14 protein-coding genes are annotated in these 22,674 nt (G+C 37.7%); 5 read left to right on the top strand and 9 right to left on the bottom strand.

Annotation, left to right across the window (positions count from 1 at the left end; genetic code table 11):
* Positions 1 to 61: 61 nt before the first annotated feature.
* Positions 62 to 592 carry a hypothetical protein gene (locus tag IPI31_01790; protein MBK7566532.1) on the bottom strand — a complete coding sequence of 177 codons (531 nt, stop codon included), beginning with the start codon at positions 590 to 592 and terminating at the stop codon, positions 62 to 64.
* Between the two features lie 482 nt (positions 593 to 1,074).
* A complete protein-coding gene (locus IPI31_01795; protein MBK7566533.1) occupies positions 1,075 to 4,707 on the bottom strand; it encodes a T9SS type A sorting domain-containing protein in 3,633 nt (1,210 codons plus the stop codon).
* 399 nt (positions 4,708 to 5,106) lie between these two features.
* Here IPI31_01795 and IPI31_01800 point away from each other — a divergent pair, with 399 nt between their 5' ends.
* The gene (locus IPI31_01800) at positions 5,107 to 5,451 is read left to right on the top strand and encodes an iron-sulfur cluster assembly accessory protein (protein ID MBK7566534.1); all 345 of its coding nucleotides are present in this window, start codon (positions 5,107 to 5,109) and stop codon (positions 5,449 to 5,451) included.
* Between the two features lie 565 nt (positions 5,452 to 6,016).
* Here IPI31_01800 and IPI31_01805 read toward each other — a convergent pair.
* From IPI31_01805 to IPI31_01815, 3 genes are all read right to left on the bottom strand, one after another.
* The gene (locus IPI31_01805) at positions 6,017 to 6,226 is read right to left on the bottom strand and encodes a hypothetical protein (protein ID MBK7566535.1); all 210 of its coding nucleotides are present in this window, start codon (positions 6,224 to 6,226) and stop codon (positions 6,017 to 6,019) included.
* A gap of 114 nt (positions 6,227 to 6,340) precedes the next feature.
* Positions 6,341 to 6,541: a hypothetical protein gene (locus tag IPI31_01810; protein ID MBK7566536.1), complete on the bottom strand. Its 201-nt coding sequence runs from the start codon at positions 6,539 to 6,541 to the stop codon at positions 6,341 to 6,343.
* A gap of 80 nt (positions 6,542 to 6,621) precedes the next feature.
* Positions 6,622 to 6,978 carry a hypothetical protein gene (locus IPI31_01815; GenBank protein ID MBK7566537.1) on the bottom strand — a complete coding sequence of 119 codons (357 nt, stop codon included), beginning with the start codon at positions 6,976 to 6,978 and terminating at the stop codon, positions 6,622 to 6,624.
* A 691-nt stretch (positions 6,979 to 7,669) separates the two neighbouring features.
* On the opposite strand from IPI31_01815, the gene IPI31_01820 reads away from it, so the two are divergent.
* From IPI31_01820 to IPI31_01830, 3 genes are all read left to right on the top strand, one after another.
* Positions 7,670 to 8,170 carry a hypothetical protein gene (locus IPI31_01820; GenBank protein MBK7566538.1) on the top strand — a complete coding sequence of 167 codons (501 nt, stop codon included), beginning with the start codon at positions 7,670 to 7,672 and terminating at the stop codon, positions 8,168 to 8,170.
* A 25-nt stretch (positions 8,171 to 8,195) separates the two neighbouring features.
* A complete protein-coding gene (locus IPI31_01825; protein MBK7566539.1) occupies positions 8,196 to 8,585 on the top strand; it encodes a GerW family sporulation protein in 390 nt (129 codons plus the stop codon).
* A gap of 89 nt (positions 8,586 to 8,674) precedes the next feature.
* The gene (locus IPI31_01830) at positions 8,675 to 9,091 is read left to right on the top strand and encodes a hypothetical protein (GenBank protein MBK7566540.1); all 417 of its coding nucleotides are present in this window, start codon (positions 8,675 to 8,677) and stop codon (positions 9,089 to 9,091) included.
* A 209-nt stretch (positions 9,092 to 9,300) separates the two neighbouring features.
* Here the strand turns inward: IPI31_01830 and IPI31_01835 are convergent, their stop codons facing one another.
* On the bottom strand, positions 9,301 to 10,095 hold the full coding sequence (locus tag IPI31_01835; GenBank protein ID MBK7566541.1) for a hypothetical protein: 795 nt from the start codon (positions 10,093 to 10,095) through the stop codon (positions 9,301 to 9,303).
* Positions 10,096 to 10,281: 186 nt separating this feature from the next.
* On the opposite strand from IPI31_01835, the gene IPI31_01840 reads away from it, so the two are divergent.
* On the top strand, positions 10,282 to 12,612 hold the full coding sequence (locus IPI31_01840) for a CRTAC1 family protein (GenBank protein ID MBK7566542.1): 2,331 nt from the start codon (positions 10,282 to 10,284) through the stop codon (positions 12,610 to 12,612).
* 303 nt (positions 12,613 to 12,915) lie between these two features.
* Here the strand turns inward: IPI31_01840 and IPI31_01845 are convergent, their stop codons facing one another.
* The 3 genes from IPI31_01845 to IPI31_01855 form a co-directional block, all read right to left on the bottom strand.
* A complete protein-coding gene (locus IPI31_01845; protein ID MBK7566543.1) occupies positions 12,916 to 15,243 on the bottom strand; it encodes a T9SS type A sorting domain-containing protein in 2,328 nt (775 codons plus the stop codon).
* Positions 15,244 to 15,513: 270 nt separating this feature from the next.
* Positions 15,514 to 17,823, bottom strand: a complete 2,310-nt coding sequence (locus IPI31_01850; protein MBK7566544.1) for a T9SS type A sorting domain-containing protein — start codon at positions 17,821 to 17,823, stop codon at positions 15,514 to 15,516.
* A 106-nt stretch (positions 17,824 to 17,929) separates the two neighbouring features.
* Complete coding sequence (locus IPI31_01855; GenBank protein MBK7566545.1) at positions 17,930 to 22,327, bottom strand: T9SS type A sorting domain-containing protein; 4,398 nt, start codon at positions 22,325 to 22,327, stop codon at positions 17,930 to 17,932.
* Between the last annotated feature and the right edge of the window lie 347 nt (positions 22,328 to 22,674).

The raw sequence follows: 22,674 nt of genomic DNA on the forward strand, positions 1-22,674 counted from the left end.
AATGATTTTTTAATAGGTTAAATGTGTGATCAAAAATTCCATTTTAAGGGAATCTGAGGTTTTATTTTCCGTATAATAACATAACTTCCTTCTTTAATTGCAGTAAAACCTTCATTGTAATGGCATCATCTTCACTATCTGCCAATTCTGCAATAATTTTTTTATGCAACTCAATTCCCGGCAATTCCGGAGGCAAATCCATAGCATTTCTGTTTATTACACTTATGGTTTCCTCCTTCGATGCTCTTATCATAGCCCAGGCATCTGCCGAAACATATACCTGCTGACTCAAATTATGTTCGTATTCCATTCGAATATTATTGATGAGTGCAGTTCTGAATTCTGCAACATTCATTTCCTGCTTGCGCACTCTGGGCAATAAATTATTGAGGGATATACGCTCTAAAAAAAGTGTAAGCCTTTCGTATGCCTGCAACCTGACAGGTAGGGCTTCCCTAAGATGCGCCTGACGATATTCCATTAAACGCATCTGTTTCTCGCGGTCGAGGAAGGCTCTTAATACTGCATAAGTAGTAAAAAACACCACCAATGCGGGGATGATGTATCCGGTAATTTGCCAAATTAAATCCATTGTTACTTTTTTGGGAGGGTTGCAAAATTAAAATTAAGAATATTAAATCCAAGTTTAAACGAAAAATTTCTTTTTTATTTTCAAAAAGGAAGTAATTACCTTAAACGTGAAGTTGTCTATAAAATTGCAAGGTGCTTGAAAAACCGAGGGCGAAAGGGTTTAGAGAAGTTTGGTTAATTGCCAAAAGAAATGATGGAAGGTGGAAGGTGGAGTAAAAATTTTATGGGAGGATGATAATATTACTAAAATTCTTTCGCACGTCTTTTTGTAAATATGTCAAAATCCACTGCAACATCGTTGTTGTGAGATGGGTGATAATGTCATCCGCCGCGGCGGATTTGGAGGGGTAGTTTACAGATTTTGTCTATAATAAGGTCACCTTAGAGAGTTTGGTTATGGTCTTCAATAAGGTGTCGAGGAAGATATTAAAACAGCAAAGCCACCCATAAGGCGGCTTTACTGTTTTATTTTGAATTAAATTCTTATTCGGTAATAATAGCCTGGGTTGTTAAACGATTTCCGTCAACAACTACCGTAATCATATAAACACCCGCAACATTTGGAATGCTGATGGTTTCATTTATTACACCATTAATTATTGTGGTACCAAATTCGGCAACTCTTTCACCTGCAATATTCATTACTGTGATAGTAGCTTCATTAGAAACACTGGTTCCAAAAGTTCCAACTATGGTAATATTACCGTTGGAAGGATTTGGATTAACCTGCATTTTAGCTTGTGCTGCCTCTTCTCCAAAACGACAGCCAGAGAACACAGTTACAGTTGCAGATTGTGTACTGCAACCACTTGCATTGGTAACCACTACATAATAATCACCTACAGCTGTTGCAAAATAAATGCTTGAAGTTGCTCCGCCAATTGCATTGCCATCCATATACCATTGGTAAGTAAGACCTGCACCAACATTCGCTTTTAGCTTAAGTGAAGGTAAAGCACAGATATCAAGTCCATCAGGTGCAGCAACTACTGCTGAAGGCACCGGTAACACTGAAACTATAATGGAAGCAGATTCATTATAACAATATGGCTTATAAATATATAGTGTATAATTTCCGGCAAGTGTTGCGGCATAACTAGCTGATGTTGCTCCCGCTATTATCGAACCATTCCTTTTCCACTGATAGCCATATCCGGAGCCTGCCGCAGTACTTTCCATTGTTACACTTTGACCACTGCAAATAGTTGTAGATCCAAGCGCTGCAATAGTAGAGAATACATCAATTGCTCCATCGCAATCATCATCTATACCATTACCACAAACTTCAATAGCTCCCGGGTAAATTGATGCTGATGCATCATTACAATCGGTATTATCTAAAATATATCCTTCAGGAATTGTACATCCGGTATTTGACATACCAGCATCTCCAAAACCATCAAGATCTGCATCATTATAGGAAGTAGTTGTTACACCTTCGTCGATATTGCCATCGCAATTATCATCAACGCCGTTACAAACTTCTGTCATTCCAGGATTAACTGCCGCATCTGCATCATTGCAATCAGTATTGTCCCCAACATATCCTTCAGGTGCAGAACATGCTGAAACTGAGGAACCTGCATCTCCATAACCGTCGCCATCCGCGTCGGCATAGAATGTAGTTTCCACTCCTTCATCGATATTGCCATCGCAATTATCGTCAACTCCGTTACAAACTTCTGTTGCACCAGGGTTTACAGATGCATCACCGTCGTTACAATCGGTATTGTCAGCTACGTAACCTTCCGGTGCTGAACATGCAGAAGTTGTTGAACCTGCATCTCCATAACCATCGCCATCAGCGTCAGCGTAGAATGTAGTTTCCACTCCTTCGTCGATATTGCCATCGCAATTATCGTCAACTCCGTTACAAACTTCTGTTGCACCCGGATTAACCGCTGCATCAGCATCATTACAATCAGTATTATCAGTTACATAACCTTCCGGTGGTGAACATGCAGAAGTTGTAGAACCTGCATCACCATATCCGTCGCCATCAGCATCGGCATAGAATGTAGTTTCCACTCCTTCGTCGATATTGCCATCGCAATTATCATCAACTCCGTTGCAAACTTCTGTTGCACCAGGGTTTACAGATGCATCTGCATCATTACAATCGGTATTATCCGTTACATATCCTTCAGGAGCTGAACAAGCTGATACTGAAGAACCTGCATCTCCATAACCGTCGCCATCTGCGTCGGCATAGAATGTAGTTTCAACGCCTTCATCGATATTGCCATCGCAATTATCGTCTACTCCATTACACACTTCAGTTGCACCCGGATTAACCGCTGCATCTGCATCATTACAATCAGTGTTGTCAGCAACATAACCTTCAGGTGCTGAACAGGCAGAAGTTGTAGAACCTGCATCACCATATCCGTCGCCATCAGCATCGGCATAGAATGTAGTTTCAACCCCTTCATCGGTGTTACCATCGCAATTATCATCAATACCGTTACAAACTTCTGTTGCACCCGGATTTACGACTGCGTCAGCATCATTACAATCAGTATTATCGGCAACGAAACCTTCCGGTGCACCGTCGCAGGTAGTTGCAGACATTGCTGCATCACCATAACCGTCACCATCGGCATCGGCATACCAGGTATCAAAAGTCAAGTCTTCATCAATATTGCCATCGCAATTGTCGTCAATTCCGTTGCAAACTTCCGTTGCACCCGGATTAACTGCTGCATCACCGTCATTACAATCGGAGTTGTCAGCAACATATCCTTCCGGAGCGGAACAAGCTGAGGTGGTAGAACCTGCATCTCCATAACCGTCGCCATCAGCATCGGCATAGAATGTGGTTTCAACACCTTCATCGGTGTTACCATCGCAATTATCATCAATACCGTTACAAACTTCAGTTGCACCCGGATTAACGGCTGCATCACCATCATTACAATCGGTATTATCTGCAACATAACCTTCCGGTGCACCATCGCAGGTAGTTGCAGACATTACTGCATCACCATAACCGTCGCCATCGGCATCGGCATACCAAGTATCAAAGGTCAGATCTTCATCAATATTGCCATCGCAATTATCGTCAATTCCGTTACAAACTTCTGTTGCTCCGGGATTTACAGCTGCATCCCCATCATTACAATCAGTATTATCAGTTACGTATCCCTCAGGTGCAGAACAAGCTGACAATGAAGAACTTGCGTCTCCATAGCCATCGCCATCCGCATCCGCATAAAATGTGGTTTGCACGCCTTCGTCGATATTGCCATCGCAATTATCGTCAACTCCGTTACAAACTTCGGTTGCACCCGGATTAACCGCTGCATCAGAATCGTTGCAATCGGTATTATCAGTGACATATCCTTCAGGCATAGAACAAGCCATGGTAGAATTGGATGCATCACCATAAGTATCACCATCTGTATCAGCATAATAAGTAGTTAAAACGCCTTCATCGATGTTACCATCGCAATTGTCGTCAATTCCGTTGCAGGTTTCCGACATGCCAGGATTGATAGCAGCATCAAAATCGTTGCAGTCTGCATCTGAAGTGTATCCGTCGCCGTCAACATCTGCAAATGAAACTGAACCCGAAAGAACTACATTTTTAATAGTTCCAACTCCGGCACCGGCACTCTGAGCTGAATATGCATAAATTCTCACCATTACAGAATTGTAAGAGGAGAAATCGGGCATATCCCATGAAATTGCAGTAGAAGTTGCACATGGAACTGCGGTTACGGCAAGATCAGCACCGTTATTATTCCATGTTGTTCCACCGTCTGTTGAATAAGCCAGACGCCATTGTGTAGGTCCTTTGTTATTGTGGCGACCATCAACTGTGACTGCAGTAACATCCAATTGATAACCTGCATCTGGGGTTAAAGTAAATTCCACGTTTGGCATTCCTAAATTAAAGAGAGGGTTTGTTGCATTGGAGGAGGAATTGAATCCATCCGCGCAACCGGTTGCCAAAACTGTTCCGTTAACCCTTGTTAAATTGGATCCGGAGACATTAGCTGCAACTGAGGCAGGTATTCCGGAGATGTTGTTTGTGTAATTGTACAACTGCGCCTTTAGCGAGCCGATACAACACACAAAGGCAATTAAAACACTGAGTAAATTGAATTTTCTCATAATGTGTGGTTTTTAGTTAAAAAAAAATTGTTAGTCGTGTCGATGGTAGGGAGGGAGCGAAGATTAATATTAAAAATGAAATCGAAAAATTTAGTGGCTGAAAATCAATTCGTTACGAAGTCACAACAAAATATGTTTTTTACGTTTTTAATTGTTTGAATAGTCATATCGGTAGGGTTTTTCACCTTTTTGAAATGCAATCATTAGTTCTAAATTGTTTGTAACATGGCACTCAAATCTGTAAAACATTCATTTCTAAATAGTTAGAAATGTAACAGGCTAATTTCATAAAATTGGATCTAAGCAACAAATTGCCAAGAATTTTAGCAATTGCGATAGTTTTAGGAAACTTTCGTTAAACTCTATTGTTTATTATTTTTGTATCCAAATTAGAAAACTATGGAAGTCTTAATAGAATCGCCGATCAGTTTAACAGAGAATGCAGTAAAGGAGATCAAAAATATTATCATTGAAAAAAATATTCCGGCCGAATACGGACTTCGTGTTGGCGTAAAGGGCGGAGGATGCAGCGGCTTATCTTATATATTGGGATTTGACACACAAAAGGAGAACGACAATTTATATATGATAGGAGATATCTCCATTATTATGGAAAAAACGCACGGAATGTATTTAGCCGGAATGGAAATAGATTTTGTTACCGGATTAAACAACCGGGGTTTCTCCTTCAACAACCCGAATGCAACAAAAACCTGTGGTTGCGGAACGAGCTTTGAAGCGTAGGGGGAAGAATTGACAATTGACAATTGATAATTGAGAATTTGAACAGCCGGGTTAACGATTATTTAGAAGCTTTGGATTCTTAAGTTCGCCTTCTGGTTTATAAAAGGAGAGAGGAGAAAGGAGAAAGGAGTTTAAATTTCTTGCGAAATTTTTGGTTTAGCCCGCTCGGGCCCCGCCCCGAGAAAAAAAACCCCCCCTTCTAACAAAAAACCACCAAAAAGAAAAATGGTTTTGCCATAGTGAGACCCTCGCTCAGAGCGAGAGCCTCACTCGTTCCGAAATTTTATAAAATCCCACCGTTTGTTTTCCTATGTCAAAAAAAGGAGTAAGGAGAGAGGAGAAAGGAGTTTAAATTTCTTGCGAAAATTTTGGTTTATGCCATTAGTGAGACCCTCGCTCAGAGCGAGAGCCTCACTTGCTCCGAATTAAGAAATTTGCAAAATCCCAACGTTTATTTTCCTAGGTCATATTTCCTACTTCCTATTTCCTACGTCGTTTTCCTAAGTCCCTTCCAATGTCCTATGTTCAGTCCCGTGTCCCGTGTCCTATGTCCTACATCCTGCCCCTACCACTTTTTATATTGTAAGAATTTTCCTTCCATAGTAACGCGAATTCTGTCGCCATTGGCATTAGGAATTTTTTCGATGTTCATGTTGTAGTCGATCGCACTCATGATTCCTTCACCGAATTTTTCATGGATGATCGCGCGCATGGTTTTGCCGTAGATCATATTTATTTCATAAAATCGATAGATAACTGGATCGGTAGGTGGCATTTCCTGCGGGAGTCTATTTTATAAATATTACAAATTCACGTTACAACTTTAACGGAACCTTTGTTAAAAATTAAATAAATCTGCCTATATATTTCTCCTGTCAGATACGATACATTATCCGTTGACATCCAACATTTCCATTTCCTGCTCTTTAGCTTTCTCTTCAAATAATTCGATCTTAATATCTGACCTATCCTGCATTTTTCTGTTTCCCATGGACGGAGGAATACCTCCGGCAATTCCCACCCCAATAGAAGCAAGGAGAATTATAAAGACCAACGAGATCAAATTAAATATCCGTTTGAATATTTTCATAAAAAATTGATAATACCTTCTGTTAAATGAATAAAATAATTTACCTAAAATCAAAAAGCGGATTATCGCAAATGCGATCACTATCCAATAAAAGAAGCATTATCATTTTCCTTGGAAAAAATAGGAATTACCTTTAAAGGTATTTGAGAAGAATTAACACTAAAAGAATTTAACACCTCTGTTATAACATCATATTGCACATTCAAAGAGTTGTTGAATTCTTTTACTATATTAAATGAAAATGAATTATCACAATTCAAGTGATTTTTGTAAAAATAAGGACCAATATTCTGATGAATCTTCAGACTTTTTTTAACACCTACAGGTTTAATATTATTAACCCATTCGGTTTGGGTAGATGAATTTAATGGTATCGCTAAACTGCCGGCATTTCCTCCAAAAGAAAAAACTGCAACAAAAATGGAAAATAGTATCATCCATTTTGGTTTTAATTTTTTGCGATATATAAACTTGTCCGACATATTACATTACAAAGATAAGAGCAATTAAAGTTAAACGTTTAGGTTCGAAAAATGGTTCCTGGCGGGAATGAGGAATGAGGAATGCCCGCCCGGATGACCCGGTCGGACGGGAGGAATGAGTTTACCTATCGATAGCCGGATGTTTTTACTACTGACTTATGACTCCTGACAATCGTGAGGCGTGAAGCGTGAGGCGTGAGTAAAATTCTCGATAGCCGAATGTTTTTACTCTTGGCTAATGACTCCTGACAATGGGTGAGTGGTGAGTAGGGAGTAGGGAGTTTGATCCTTCTAAACCGGATTTTTTTATTTCTGACTAATGACTCTTGACAATTGGTGAGTGGTGAGAATGCTCCAACCGGAAAAAAGTTTTAAGTCAAAATCCAAAGCTCCAATGTTAGCTGTACGGACTCACGCCTCACGATTGACGATTCACGAAAATGAGTAATGAGTGATGCCCGCCCGGATGACCCGGTCGGACGGGAGTAATGAGTTTGATCCTCGAAAGCCGGATTTTTGTTACTCCTGACCATTGACCCCTGACCATTGACTCCTGCCCCCTGACCCTGACTTTTATCAATTAACTTCCTACCAAAAGTCATAATACCTTATCCAATTTCGGATCAATTTTGTATTAAAAATTAATATGTGGTGGCTGATATTAATATTGATTGTTTTATTGATTTTGTCGTATTTGCTTTTTGCTCCATTTGTTTTGGAAATTGACAGTAATAAAGGTTTATACAGCATTCGGTTTCATCGTATAATTTCTGCCAATTTAGCTTTGGAACAAGAGACAATTTTTATAAAAATTAAGTTTGCCTGGTGGAGGAAAGAAATCAATTTATTAGAACCGACAACCAAAAAACCGGAACAAATTATCCAAACCAAACACAGAAATAAAAGCAGGAAAAAATTATCCTTTAAAAAGATGGCAGGGATATTAAAAAGTTTTCGAATTCGAAAATTTTTGATCTCAGTGGATACAGATAATATGCAAGTAAATGGAATAATGTATCCAATTTGTTTATTGGCACAAAATATCAGCGGAAGACAGATAGGGATAAATTTTGTGGGAGAAAACATTATAATATTAAAAATTGAAAACAATATTGCCCGTATTTTATGGGCCTTTATAAAAAAATAATTATTAACCATTAAAAACAAATAAAATGACAAACTTTAATGACATGCTCGGCAAAATGACCGAGTTTTTAAAAACAGAAGCAAAAACCGAAACCATTATTGGTGCACAATTTCAATTAGGTGAATTTACCTGTGTTCCTGTAATGTCGATAGGACTTGGATTTGGCGGTGGTGGTGGGGAAGGAAAAGGAAGCGCTAAAAATTCGGGCGAAGGCGAAGGAACAGGTGCCGGTGGCGGTGCCGGAATGGGCCTGGGTCCTGTGGGATTTTTAGTAACAAAGGGAAATGATATCCAGTTTATCTCCACAAAATCATCAAAGGGATTAAGTTCAGTTTTTGAAAAACTACCTGACCTGATGGAAACATACTTGGATAAAACCAAAGAATCCAAAAAGGAAAATGCAGAAAAAGTATAGTTTTTAATTATTCTTACAGTGATGCATTTTTACAATGCATCACTGTTTATTTGTAATTAAAAAATACTATTATCATTCAACCGGATTTTATGAAAATGTTTTATAAATTATTAATTGGTTTATTATTACTTTTCAATGGAATTGGAGCAATTTATGGCGGAATTAATCTGATGATCTATCCCGATGGCAGCAGTATCCAACTCTCTCCGGATTGGATAGAAGGAACAATGTTTAATAATTATTTTATACCGGGGCTTGTTTTATTTATCGCAAATGGTTTGTTTAGTATTTTCACTTTGATAACCCTGGCATTTAATTTGAAAAATCATAATTGGTTTGTAATTTTTCAAGGTGCTATTCTTACAGGATGGATATTAATTCAAATATTATTGATCCAAACAATTTATTTTTTACATATAGTTTTAGGAGGAGTGGGAATTGTGCTTATCGTGTTGGGATTTGCGCTGAAAAGGCAGGAGGCGGGAAGCGTGAATCCGGGGGGATGAGTAATGAGTTATGAGTAATGAGTAATGAGTTTACTTATCGTGAGCCGGATGTTTTTACTCCTGACTAATGACTCTTGACAATGGGTGAGTAGTGAATAGGGAGTGGTGAGTAAGTTACTCGAAAGCCGAACGTTTTTCCTCCTGACTAATGACTCCTGACCAAACCGTCAACCCCACGGATTCACGATTCACGACTCTCGCCTCACGCCTCAATAAATCACCACTTCTCCAGTGTTCACATAAATATCATCTGCAGTGTAAATATCTACAACATAGGTGCCTTTTTTAGTAAAGGTTTGTTTTACAAATGCATAATCCCAATCGGGTTCTACGGTGATATTATAAGAATCCAAATCTATAAAATCATCACCTATATCCTCAAACACATCAATATAAAACAGATCGGTTTTAAATGGTTTATCGCAAGTTACATAAATGGTAACTGTTACTGAACCATTTGGTCCCAATGGGAAGTCTTCAGCTTCTCCAACCATAGCACCTTCAGTTACGTTCTCGCAGAAGTATATGTATGAATCTTCATAATAAAAGGTAGTTATGGTAGTATCGCCATTTGCCAATGCGATGGAATCGGCATCCACAACAAAAATTTCCGTGTAGGTAGTTGCGGCAACTTTGCCATCCATCATAACCGTTATTTTATATTTTCCTGCGGCACTGAAAAAACAGTCGTACATCACCCAGTTTTTTCCAGACTCCGGATAAAGCGTAAGTGTTTTTTCGGCGAGATATTCCTCACTATATGCCGATTTTTTGTCTATCTGTAAATACATGGAACTGGCATTGATAGCATAGATCTGTTTATAAACAATGTAGACATATCCCCCGGCCAAATCAACATTCCACGACCCATAAACACCCGATGCGGTTCCAAATTCATCATATTTTTCGCACAGAACAACACTTTGGCTGCCCTGACCATCCTGAGCATAGGTTGCTGTAATTGTAGTGGAAACCAGCAGTAAAGCCAATATATATTTTTTCATATTTGTGGTTTAAGAAATCAAAAATACAATAAAAAAATAAAAGTGGTAATTGCAGGCGTTGATTGGCGTAAAAAATTAGAAATCAGAACATGGCTTTACCTTTTTTTTACAAATCTTTAGGTTTTTATTCAATACTTTTAGCACCAGGACTAACTCTCCTGTTTTATTGAAACAAAAAGTTACCCCATGATAAAGAGAACTAAATATGGATTGATGATTGGCTGTGTTTTATTAATTGCAGTCGTGATACTTGGTTTTACATTTAAGAAACAAATTTTTTCTCTGGTGAGAGAAAAAAATGATTATAAAATGCGGACTGTAAGTAAAGTGCATCCCGAACCTTTACCATATACCGGAACAGGTGGAAATGCCGCAATGATAGAATACCTGAATAAAGTTTATCAAAAAATAAATTGTCCGCAATGCAAATTCATGAATAATGCAATTGCAAACGACTTGCTTACAAAACCTGTACCTACAGACCCTAAAGAAAAATTCATGTATAATTTTATGTTGTGCAATCAATTTATGAATTCGGGGAGAGTGGAGGAGGCAATTAAATTGATTGACGCTTATGAGAACACATCCGATTTTAAAAATCTTGAGGATAAAGATCTTTATAAATGGAGTCTGGCAACAGGAATTACCTACTTGCGTTTCGGTGAATTAAAAAATTGTATTGCAGACCACAATGCACAATCCTGCATATGGCCCTTATCAGAGATGGCCCAACACAAAGATGAGTGGGGCGCGAAAAAGGCTATTGAAGTGTATACCAGAATTCTCGATAATTATGCAGCAGATCTGAGCTCGCGTTGGTTATTAAATATTGCCTATATGCAAATAGGAGAATATCCTGATAAGGTTCCCGCTGCTTATTTAATTCCCCCCGAATCATTTAAAACCGAATTTGAAACTCCGCGATTTAATAATATAGCCGGCAACCTTGGTGTTGATTATGCAGATATGTGTGGTTCCATAATTATGGAAGATTTTAATAATGATGGATATACAGATATTTTTCAGGGAGGATGGGGATTAAATGAACAAGTGCATTATCTCATCAATAAAGGAGATGGCAGTTTTGAAGATGTAAGTGAAAAAGCGGGATTAAATAAATATCCCGGAGGGTTAATGATGATGCAAACTGATTATAATAATGATGGCCTTTTGGATGTTTTTATTTTACGCGGAGCATGGTTTGCAGAATTTGGAATTTTACCAAATGCGCTCTTAAAAAATAACGGAGATGATACTTTTACAGATGTAACCGTAGAGGCTGGAATTTTCAGTTGTCACCCCACACAAACTGCAACATGGGCCGATTTTAACAACGATGGCTGGCTTGATGTTTTTATCGGAAACGAAGCAAACAGAAACGGAGGAGATAAAATAAATGACTGCGAATTATTTATTAATAACAAAGGTAAATTTACCAATGTAGCACATGAAGCAGGCATTGATATAAATGCATTTGTAAAAGGAGTAAGCTCCGGAGATTACGACAACGATGGTGATGCCGATATTTATGTTTCAGTGAACGGCGCAGAAAATCATTTATATCAAAATGAAACAAAAAAGGGCAGCAACGAATTAAAATTTATTGATGTTAGTTTAAAAGCAGGAATTAAAGGCCCCATACAAAGTTTTTCCTGTATGTTCTTCGATTATAATAATGATGGATGGCTCGATATATTAAATTTCAGTTACGATCCTAATGCTGCCGACAATGATATCGCAGCAGAATATTTAAAACTACCGCGCAGCAGCGAATTATCCGCTTTGTATATCAACAACAAAAACGGAACCTTTAGCAATAAGGCAAAAGAAAATGGTCTCGACAGAACATTTTTAGTAATGGGTTGCAGTTATGGAGATTTTGATATGGATGGTTGGATAGATTTTTACGCAGGTACGGGTAAACCATCTTTCCGCAGTTTAATTCCGAATCGTTTATTTCATAATAATGAAGGTAAAGGATTTCAGGATTGTACCACCTCTTCCGGAATGGGTCATTTACAAAAAGGACATGGAATTTCGTTTGCCGATCTCAACCACGATGGATACCCCGAAATTTTTGCCCAAATGGGTGGCGCTTATGAAGGAGATGGTTTTCAGGATTGCCTATATGAAAATCCAGGCACTTGGAATAATAATTTTATTTCTCTAGACCTTGAAGGAACCACTTCCAACAAAATTGCAATTGGTGCACGCATTAAAATTGTAGTTGATCAAAATGGGATCAAACGCGATATTTATGATTGGGTTACAACCGGGGCAAGTTTTGGAGCGAATAATTTAAGGGCAGAAATAGGATTAGGCAAAGCTACCCAAATAGATAGAATTGAGATCTATTGGCCGCAAACAGGAATTACGCAAACAATAAAAAATGTAATGGTAAATCAACATATTAAAATTGAAGAAGGGAAAAGTGATTATACCATCCTAAAACTTCTTCCCTTTAAATTTAATGTGCTAAATGAAAGTATTCCACGTCATCATGAGATGAACATGTAAACGATAAATATTTATCGAACCATTAAAACTTTTTTAGTGATACTAAATCTATCAAAATTCAACACACAAAAAAAGGATGTATTATTAAAATATTCAAGTTCCATTTCAACAGTATAATCACCTGATCATTGTTTATGATTTACTAGTGATTTTATAAATCTACCTCCAGGTAACACCTCCATCGTCAGCTTTTAATACAATAGTGGAATTCAGTGCATTTTCATTTACTATACTCATTAAAAACGGATATCCCCAAATAAAAAAAGCCTCGCAAAATGCAAGGCTTTTACAAAAATCTTTTTTTTATTTATTGATGACCAATTGTTTTACCATTTGAATTTCTCCTGTTGCAATTTTGATCATATAAACTCCTGATGCAAAATTTACCGTTGAAATAACATCTGAATAATTATTATTTGCTAGGGCAACATTTTTAGTGATAATAATATTACCTAATAAATCTGTTATGGTAAGTTGCACATTAGATTGTCCGATATTTTCTGACGTAAATACAATATTGAACTGATCTTTAGCAGGGTTCGGATAAATATCAAGTTGTGCATCGGAATTTAATTCTCCTTCTTTACAACTTTTTATTATCGTTTTAATTGCGGATGTTTTAGAACAACCCGCTGCATTAAATACCTTTACACGATAAGCACCAGGAAGGGCCACAACCAAGGTTTGATTTGTTTCACCCGGAATGGTAGCTCCATCTTTTATCCAGAGATAAGTAAAACCTGCTCCGGCATTTGCAACCAGATCAACATTTGGCAATCCGCAAAGATCCGTTCCATCAGGGGTGGAAATGGTGGCATTGGGATTTGAGTTAACGGTGCATGAAGTAATTGCAGAAGTTGCATTACATCCACCAGGAACTGTAATAGTTACAGTATAATTCCCTGATTTTGTGACATTATAAGTTGCACCAGTGCCACCTGCCAAAGTCGCGCCATTTCTTTTCCATTGATAAGTATATCCGGCACCCGTATTTGCATTTAATATCAGGTTTGTTCCCTTGCAAACAGTAGTTGCACCTGCTGGAGTAATTGTAGCAGTTGCCGCACCTTCATCTATCGTAACATTACAATTTTCATCAATTCCATTGCATAATTCTGTTGCGCCCGGATTAATGGAGGCTAATAGATCATTGCAATCAGTACTATTTGCCGAATATCCCGGAGGAACTCCCAAACAACTTGTAGTAGTAATCGCGATATTTCCATATCCATCACCATCCGCATCCTGATAATATGTAACAGGAGTGCAATTGGTAACTGAAAGATTATAATCCTCCGCTTCCCCTTCATTATATAATGCAGTTGATTCACCTGCAAGTGGAAGTGCATTATATAAACTTCTTACACGCATTCTTGTTGTTCCTATTGTAGCAGTACCCGGAACTGTGATAGTTCCATTTACTATAACTGTTGTTGGTGTTGTTGATTGAAAAGCAAATTCACCTGCATCGTTAAAATCTCCATCAATATTCCAATCCACCCAAATGCCATATCCTTGTTCATAATCCACTCCCGATTGCAAACTGATATTAAATGTTGAACTTAGATTTGCAACTGCCGTGAGTCCGGAGAAATAAGTATAATTTCCGGGATTTGCCGAACAACTTGTATTTAAATTCGAAATATTAGAAACAGCTCCACTGGTGGAAAAATCATCGATAAAATCAAAAGTTTCACAACTTGGTTCTATATATAATGCTTCTGCATAACAAACATTTGCACCAGTAGTAAATGAATTAAGAATACAAGAAGTTATTCCTGTTGCATTATATGGTCGCACTTTCCATTTATATAAAGTATTCGGACTCAATAAAGCTGCATAAGAAAGTGCAGTGCCGAGGTCAACATTACTTGCAATATTATTATAATTCGGAGCATTTGATCCCATGGTGATCTTATATCCGGTTGCATATGGAACTATGTCCCAGGTAATTTCCATATTTCTGCAAATACCTATTGCTGCTTCCGGAGGAGAAAAAGAAGTTAAACAACCCGGACTTGTAACCACATTTCTTTGAACAGAAATATCATCCATATAGATATTAAATCCAAAACCTGAAATGGCTTTAAAAATAATATAGTTGGATGCCGTGTTATAAGTAGAAGGAATTGTAAAAGTATAATTATACCAACCTTCAGAAGTTTCGGAAGGCGTTGCGGTCATTTTTCTGTTAATTGTGCCCAACAAAGTTCCACCTGCCGAAGCATTTGTGGTATTTACATAAACTTCCAATTTATCGGACCCAAATCCCGGGTCGCGATACATCCAGAAACTTACGGTATAAGAACCTGTAACAGTGAAATTCAAAACGGAGGTGCTAAGATCACACGCTGTTCCGGCTGCAAAATAAAAGGAATTAAATTTTATTTCCGCAGGATCAGTATGTGGTTCCTGAATAGGACCACCACCTGTAGTAACTCTTGTAAACAAACCCGGTAAACCTGTACCGGCTACCTTAATATTAGTCCAGCCAACAGGAGGCATGATCGCAAAATCGTCAAAACCCTCTGATAACAATGTGTCCTGAGCTTTAACCGTATTTGTCTGGATAAAAAATGTCAAGCAGAATAAAAGGCTTAACAAATGTAATGGGGAGGAAAAAATTTTCATGATTTAGTGTTTATTAGGCAACAAAGGTAGGGGAAAATAGCCATTTATTCGAACTTCCTCCCTCTTTATATTGACGGATCCAAAAGGCCGGAGGTTGCCATCAAGCAAGAATAAAATGATGCTTTTGTACTCCTAAGTCAAAACTATCCGTAATTTTTTATATAAAAAAGCAGAACATATTATAAAATCAAAAATTTGAATTTGCCTGCATAAAACAAAAAAAATCCCTCTGTTTGCAAAAAAGAGGGATTTTTTTGATAGAAATAAATTTTATTGTTGAATAACCAATTGTTTTGTGAATTCGTTATTGCCAATTAATACTTTTACAACATATAATCCTGAAGGGATATTATTTTGCAGTGAAATATTTTCATTTAATGATCCATTAATTAGGGAAACATTCTCAAAATAAATTTCTTCTCCCACCATATTAAATAATTGAATTGTTGCAACCGATTCTTTTGTTGTTGTATTTAATTCAATTGTAAAGTTATTTGCAGTTGGGTTTGGATAAATATTGAATTCTTCATTATTGATCATTAACTCTTCCCGACAAGTTTTTACAATTGATGTGGCCGCAGATGTTTTTGAACAACCCGTTGCATTGGTAACTTTTACCTTATAATTTCCTGTTGTTGTTGCAAAATAGGTAAGTGCCGTTGCTCCCCCAATTGCTGTTGCACCTTTATACCATTGATAAGTGAGACCTGCACCATTATTTGCTTTTAATCGCACATTTACATGACCACAAAGATCCGTTCCGTCAGGTGTGGTAATTGTTGCAGTCGGCGTGGGATTTACGGTAACAACAGTTGTTGCAGATGTTGTAAAACAACCACCGGTTACAGTTACTTTAACCGCATAATTTCCGGTTTGTGTTGCAGTATAATTTATGGAAGTAGCGCCGCCAATATTATTTCCATTTTTTGTCCACTGATAGGTATATCCAACGCCTGCATTTGCAGATAATACAACATTTGTACCCTTACAAAATGAAGTTGGTCCGCCGGGAGTAATTGTTGCCGAAACCACACCTTCATCAATAGTTACATTACAATTATCATCTATTGAATTACAAATTTCTATGGCGCCGGGTTTAATTGCTGCATTACCATCGTTACAATCGGTATTATTTAATACATAACCAACCGGAGCAGGAACATCAATACATTGTGATATAGTAATTAAATCGTTTCCAAAGGTGTCACCATCTGCATCAGCATAATAAATAACAGTTGTTCCACATTCATTTATCTGAATATTATAATCTTCCGTTTCCCCTTCATTAAAAGTTGTACAGGCATTTCCTGCAAGGGGAACATAATTATATGCACATCGCACTCGCATTCTGCTAATTCCAGGAGTTGCAGATAGAGGTACAGTTATAATTCCATTTACAATGGCAGTTGTTGCTACACCCGAATTAAAAACAAATTCTCCTGCATCATCAAAATCACCATCAATATTCCAATCTATCCAAACTCCAAAACCCTCTGCATAATCCGGGCCCGATTGCATGCTTATATTAAAATTAGCACCCTGTGATGCGGTAATTGTTTGCGCAGAAAAATAGGTGTAATTATTCGGATTTGGTGAACATCCGGTATTCATATTTGTAATATTCGTTAATCCCGCGGTAGTGGAAAAATCGTCAATAAAATCTTCTGTTCCGCATGAACCATCTAAATAAAATGGTGTGCAATAACAGGCAGATGTTCCGGTGGTAAAAGTATTTATAGCACAACCCGCTGCTTCTCCAAATCCATTATAAGGAGAAATTTTCCAACCATAAGTGGTAGAAGGATTTAATAAAGAGGAATAAGTTAAGGCAACACCGAGATCAATATTATTTCCAACATTATTATAATCGGGACTATTGTTACCAATGGTCATTTTATACCCGGAAGCAAGTGCAACTATATCCCACGAAAGTGTTTGATTTAAACATGTTCCTGTTGTTCCATTTGCCGGAGAAAAAGTTAATATACATCCGGGGGTTGCAGGTTCTGATCTGTCGATAGAAATATCATCCACATAAAGATCGTTCCCGAATGCGGAAGTTCCTTTAAATATTATATAATTAGTGGCAGTATTAAATGCAGGAGGAATAGAAAAAGTATATTGATACCATCCATTGGTTGCAACAACCGGAGATTGATTTCGATCTCTGTTTATTGTTCCCAGTAAGGTACCTCCTATTGATGTTTGAGCGGTATTTACAAAAACCTCCAGTTTATCGTTTGCGGCATAACCATCGCGATACATCCAGAAACTTGCAGTATAGGTACCAGCGGTAGTAAAATCCAAAACGGAAGTACGCATATCGCCGGAAGTACCTGCACCAAAATTATGGGAGTTAAATCTTATCTGAAAACTTCCTGTATGTGGAGTTTGTGATGGAGCAATTCCATTTCCATAACGCGCCCAATTTCCCGGAAGTGAAGGACCTGTAATTCTTGCATTCGACCAACCTGTTGGAGGAAAGGGTAAACTCTCAAAACCCTGGGTAAGTAAATTTGTTTGCGCACTTAAAAAAAATGCATTAGATAAAAACAGTAATGAAAGGAAATATGTTTTCATAAGCGGATTTTATTATTGGATCAGATGGATGTATGGTTAATCAAAATTAAAAAATAAAAAAATCCTCCCCGCATTTACAGGAAGGATTTTGTTTGGTCAATTTAATTTATTTCTGAACAACAAGTTGTTTAGTGTATTCTTTATTTCCTACTAAAACTTTTACAATATACAAACCACCGGGAACAGTATTTTCCAAAGCGATATGCTCTGCAATAAGTCCGTTTTTAACAGTGCTGTTTGTATTGTAAATTAATTCACCCATGATGTTAAACAATTGAATTGTTGCAACATTTTCTAAAGAATTTATTGCTAATTCAACAGTAAATTCACTCATGGCAGGGTTAGGATATACATCCATTTCTTCTTTTGCCTCATCCACTATTTCACCTTCTTTACAAGCGGAAACAGTTAATGTTGCAGAAGTTCTTTCGCAACCATTCGAAATATTAGTTACAACACAAAAATAATCACCAGGTGTAGTAGCAAAATATAAATAGTTTGTTGCACCTGGAATTAATGCATCATCTTTATACCATTGGTAAGAATTTGCTGCATTATAATTGATTTTCAATTTAACAACTGCACATAAACTGGTACCATTTGGCGCAGAAATATTAGCATTTGGCGCTGCACCCACGGCAACAAAAGTTGCTTCCGACAAAGCAAAACATCCCTCAGGAATATTTACCTGTACTTGATAATTTGCAGGTTTTGTTACACTATAACTCATTGAAGTTGCGCCTATTATCAAATTTCCATTTTTAAACCATTGATAGGTATACCCAATACCTGCATTTGCAGTTAAAATTTCAGGTTCACCTTTACATGCCTGAACAGTTCCTGACGGTGACACAGTAGCTGTAACAGTGCCTTCGTCATAATCGCCGTCGCAATCGTTGTCTAAACCATCACAAATTTCGGTAGCTCCAGGATTAACGGTACTTTGAACATCATCACAATCAGTATTATCTGTAACATAACCTGACGGAGCTCCATCACAAGTGGAAGTGCTATTAAATGCATCTCCATAAGTATCAGAATCTATATCTGCATAATAAGTAGTGAATAATAATCCATCATCAGGTGTTCCGTTACAATCATCATCAATTGCATTACAAATTTCTGATGCGCCAGGATTAATTGCAGAATTTGCATCATCACAATCTGTATTATTTAATACATATTCAACTCCAGGAGTTGTACAGAATGTTGTACCTAAATCAAGAGAATTTCCATAACTATCACCATCGCCATCATAATAATATGTTGTAAAAATTGCGTCGTTATCTATTAAACCATCACAATCGTTATCAATACCATTACAAAGATCAATTTCACCCGGATTTAATGAAGCATCACCATCCTCACAATCCAAATTGTTTAAAGAGAAACCTGCACCCGGATCAGAACAATAATTAGCACCTAAACCAGCTCCATAAGTATCGAGATCTGCATCGGTATAATATATTAAATATGTGATTCCGTCATCTGCAGTTCCATCACAATCATCATCTATAAAATTACAAACTTCAGTTGCATCTGGATAAATGGAATTGTCTCCATCATTACAATCACCTGTTAACAAGACATAAGTTCCACCTGGATCTGAACAGAATCCAAATGCTGCTCCGCTTCCGTATCCATCACCATCAAGATCTGTATAATAATCAAGGAAAATAATTCCATCATCATAATCACCAAGACCATCACAATCATCATCAATTCCATTACATATTTCTGTCGCTGCAGGATTAACTGCGATATTATCATCATCACAATCACCGGTCAATAAAACATAAGTTCCACCCGGATCTGAACAGAATCCAAATGCTGCTCCGCTTCCATATCCATCACCATCAAGATCTGCATAATAATCGAGGAAAATAATTCCATCATCATAATCACCAAGACCATCACAATCATCATCAATTCCATTACATATTTCTGTCGCTGCAGGATTAACTGCGGTATTATCATCATCACAATCACCAGTCAATAAAACATAAGTTCCACCCGGATCTGAACAGAATCCAAATGCTGCTCCGCTTCCGTAACCATCACCATCAAAATCATTATAATAATCGAGGAAAGTTAAACCATCATCAGATCCACCAACACAATCATCATCTATTCCATTACAAATTTCTGTTTCACCCGGATTAACATTCATATCCGCATCATCACAATCGCCGGTTACCAATACATAAGTTCCACCCGGATCAGAACAAAATCCTGCGGCAGCACCGCTACCATATCCATCACCATCAAAATCATTATAATAATCGAGGAAAGTTAAACCATCATCAGATCCACCAACACAATCATCATCTATTCCATTACATATTTCTGTTTCACCCGGATTAACATTCATATCTGCATCATCACAATCACCTGTCAATAAAACATAAGTTCCACCCGGATCTGAACAGAATCCAAATGCGGCTCCCATTCCGTAACCATCACCATCAAGATCTGCATAATAATCGAGGAATATTATTCCGTCATCATAATCACCAAGTCCATCACAATCATCATCAATTCCATTACATATTTCTGTCGCTGCTGGATTAACTGCAATATTATCATCATCACAATCACCAGTCAATAAAACGTATGTTCCACCCGGATCTGAACAGAATCCAAATGCGGCTCCCGTTCCGTAACCATCACCATCAAGATCTGCATAATAATCGAGGAATATTATTCCGTCATCATAATCACCAAGTCCATCACAATCATCATCAATTCCATTACATATTTCTGTCGCTGCCGGATTAACTGCGATATTATCATCATCACAATCACCATTCAATAAAACGTAAGTTCCACCCGGATCTGAACAGAATCCAAATGCTGCTCCGCTTCCGTAACCATCACCATCAAGATCTGCATAATAATCAAGGAAAATAATTCCGTCATCATAATCTCCGAGTCCATCACAATCATCATCAATTCCATTACAAATTTCTGTTGCACCCGGATTAATTGCACCATTAGAATCATCACAATCAGTATTATCTGCCACAAATCCTGCAGAAGCAGAACATGCAGATTCTGTAGTCATTGCATCTCCATAAAGATCGCCATCTGTATCAGCATAAAAAGTACTTTGTCCGGTGATACTTACAAAATTATTGGATGTTCCTGTGCAGCCATTTGCATCGGTGACAACCACATTATAAGCATCCGCAATTAAACCCGAAATATCTTGTGTTGATGCTCCGTTTGTCCAGGAGTAGAGGTAATAACTTGTGGTTCCGTTTAATGTTACGGAAAGATCATCAACCCCTAATCCATGATCATTTCCTGAATCATCCACATCCATCCAACGCAACCAGATTGTTTCACCTGGTAAAATAGATACCGTTATAGTGTTTGAAAGTGCTGTGCGATTTGCAATTGCATTACCGTCAAGTGCTGCCGCTGATGCTGTTGCAATTGGTCCTGTAAAATCAAGCGTGTTTACGTCTACCCATGTTCCGGCTGTGATACTTGCCGCATTTTTTTGATAGGTAAAATCAAGTTTATGAGCAGTAGCATTTCCGCCATTTCTCCATTGTTCACCAGTGTAACTAACTGAAACTGAAGTTGCGGTTTCCGCCATATTATTAGTGATTTTAATTCCATAATAAATAGTTCCGCTACCACTTGAACCCACTGAGCCTATCGCCCTGTCTGCTGCAAGAGTTCCAAAACTATAAAGTCCTCCGGTAGTGCTGGTTCCAGTACTTGCTATATAAACTGTTCTATTCGAATACCAATTAGTTAAAGTTGAATTATCAGTCCAAACATTTGTAGCTCCTGCAGATGCGAGCGTATTAAAATTCTGCGTATAATTCTGAGTTACCGGAGCCGTTAAGGGAGTTCCACCACTTACAGAAATATCAATTGCACCATTTGCTCCGCCGCCTGCACATGTTGCATCGGTAACTATGGGAGTTACTGTTATTGTAGGACAGGTAACAGTAAAAGTTGCTGCATAATTAGCACCGCCATTACTGGAATAATGTGTTCCGCTGCCACAACCATCGTAGTCGGCAGTAGAATAAATTTCAAGTGTATAATTTCCTGCGGGTAGTCCGCTTAATATATTTGTAGTATTACCCGTGGTTGACCAGCGCTGATCGTTTCCACCACAACCGGTTCCAAGGTTTGCATTAAATGGAAGATTTACTCCTGTAAAAGAACCTGAAGGAGTGCCTGTCCATACACGGTAATTCAAGGTTCCGTTGGTGATATTACAGGGAGAACATTTAAAGGTTTTATTTTCTCCACCTGCCACAACTAAAGTTTGCCCAATAACAAAGGAGCCCAGATTTGCACCATTGAGGTCAGGGTTTCCGGTTACGGCCTGCATGTCGTAATAGGTATTGCCGGCACCATTTAAATTGAGTACCGCATAACTTTCATAAATGCCACTTTGTGCATTTAAAAACAGAGGACTTAAAAACAAAATTGTAGCAAATACAAAGCTTTGCAAAAGGGGTGTAAATGAACGGGTCATAACTGGGTTTTAATGTTTGTAAATAATAAGCAAATCTGTGAAAAAAGAGCGCTATTTTATAATAGGAGCAATATTAATTTATTCTAATTTTAAAATTAATCGTGTATACACGTATAAATTTGATATGGTTCCTGGTAAAAAATTCTCATATATAATTGAAAGTGAATGATATACATAATAAATTATCCTCTATTTGTTTTTGCGCCTTACCACCAAAATATTCTCTAAAAAAGTGCGGTCACCAATACGTAACCAAACGGTTTCCTATGCTCTTGAACACCTAAAAGGTCTTTAACTGTTTGAAAGTTGATTAATCGGGTTTCTTATTTAAGTGCATTTTTATTTAA

It is taken from the genome of Bacteroidota bacterium, from assembly GCA_016706865.1.
Taxonomy (GTDB): domain Bacteria; phylum Bacteroidota; class Bacteroidia; order Chitinophagales; family BACL12; genus UBA7236.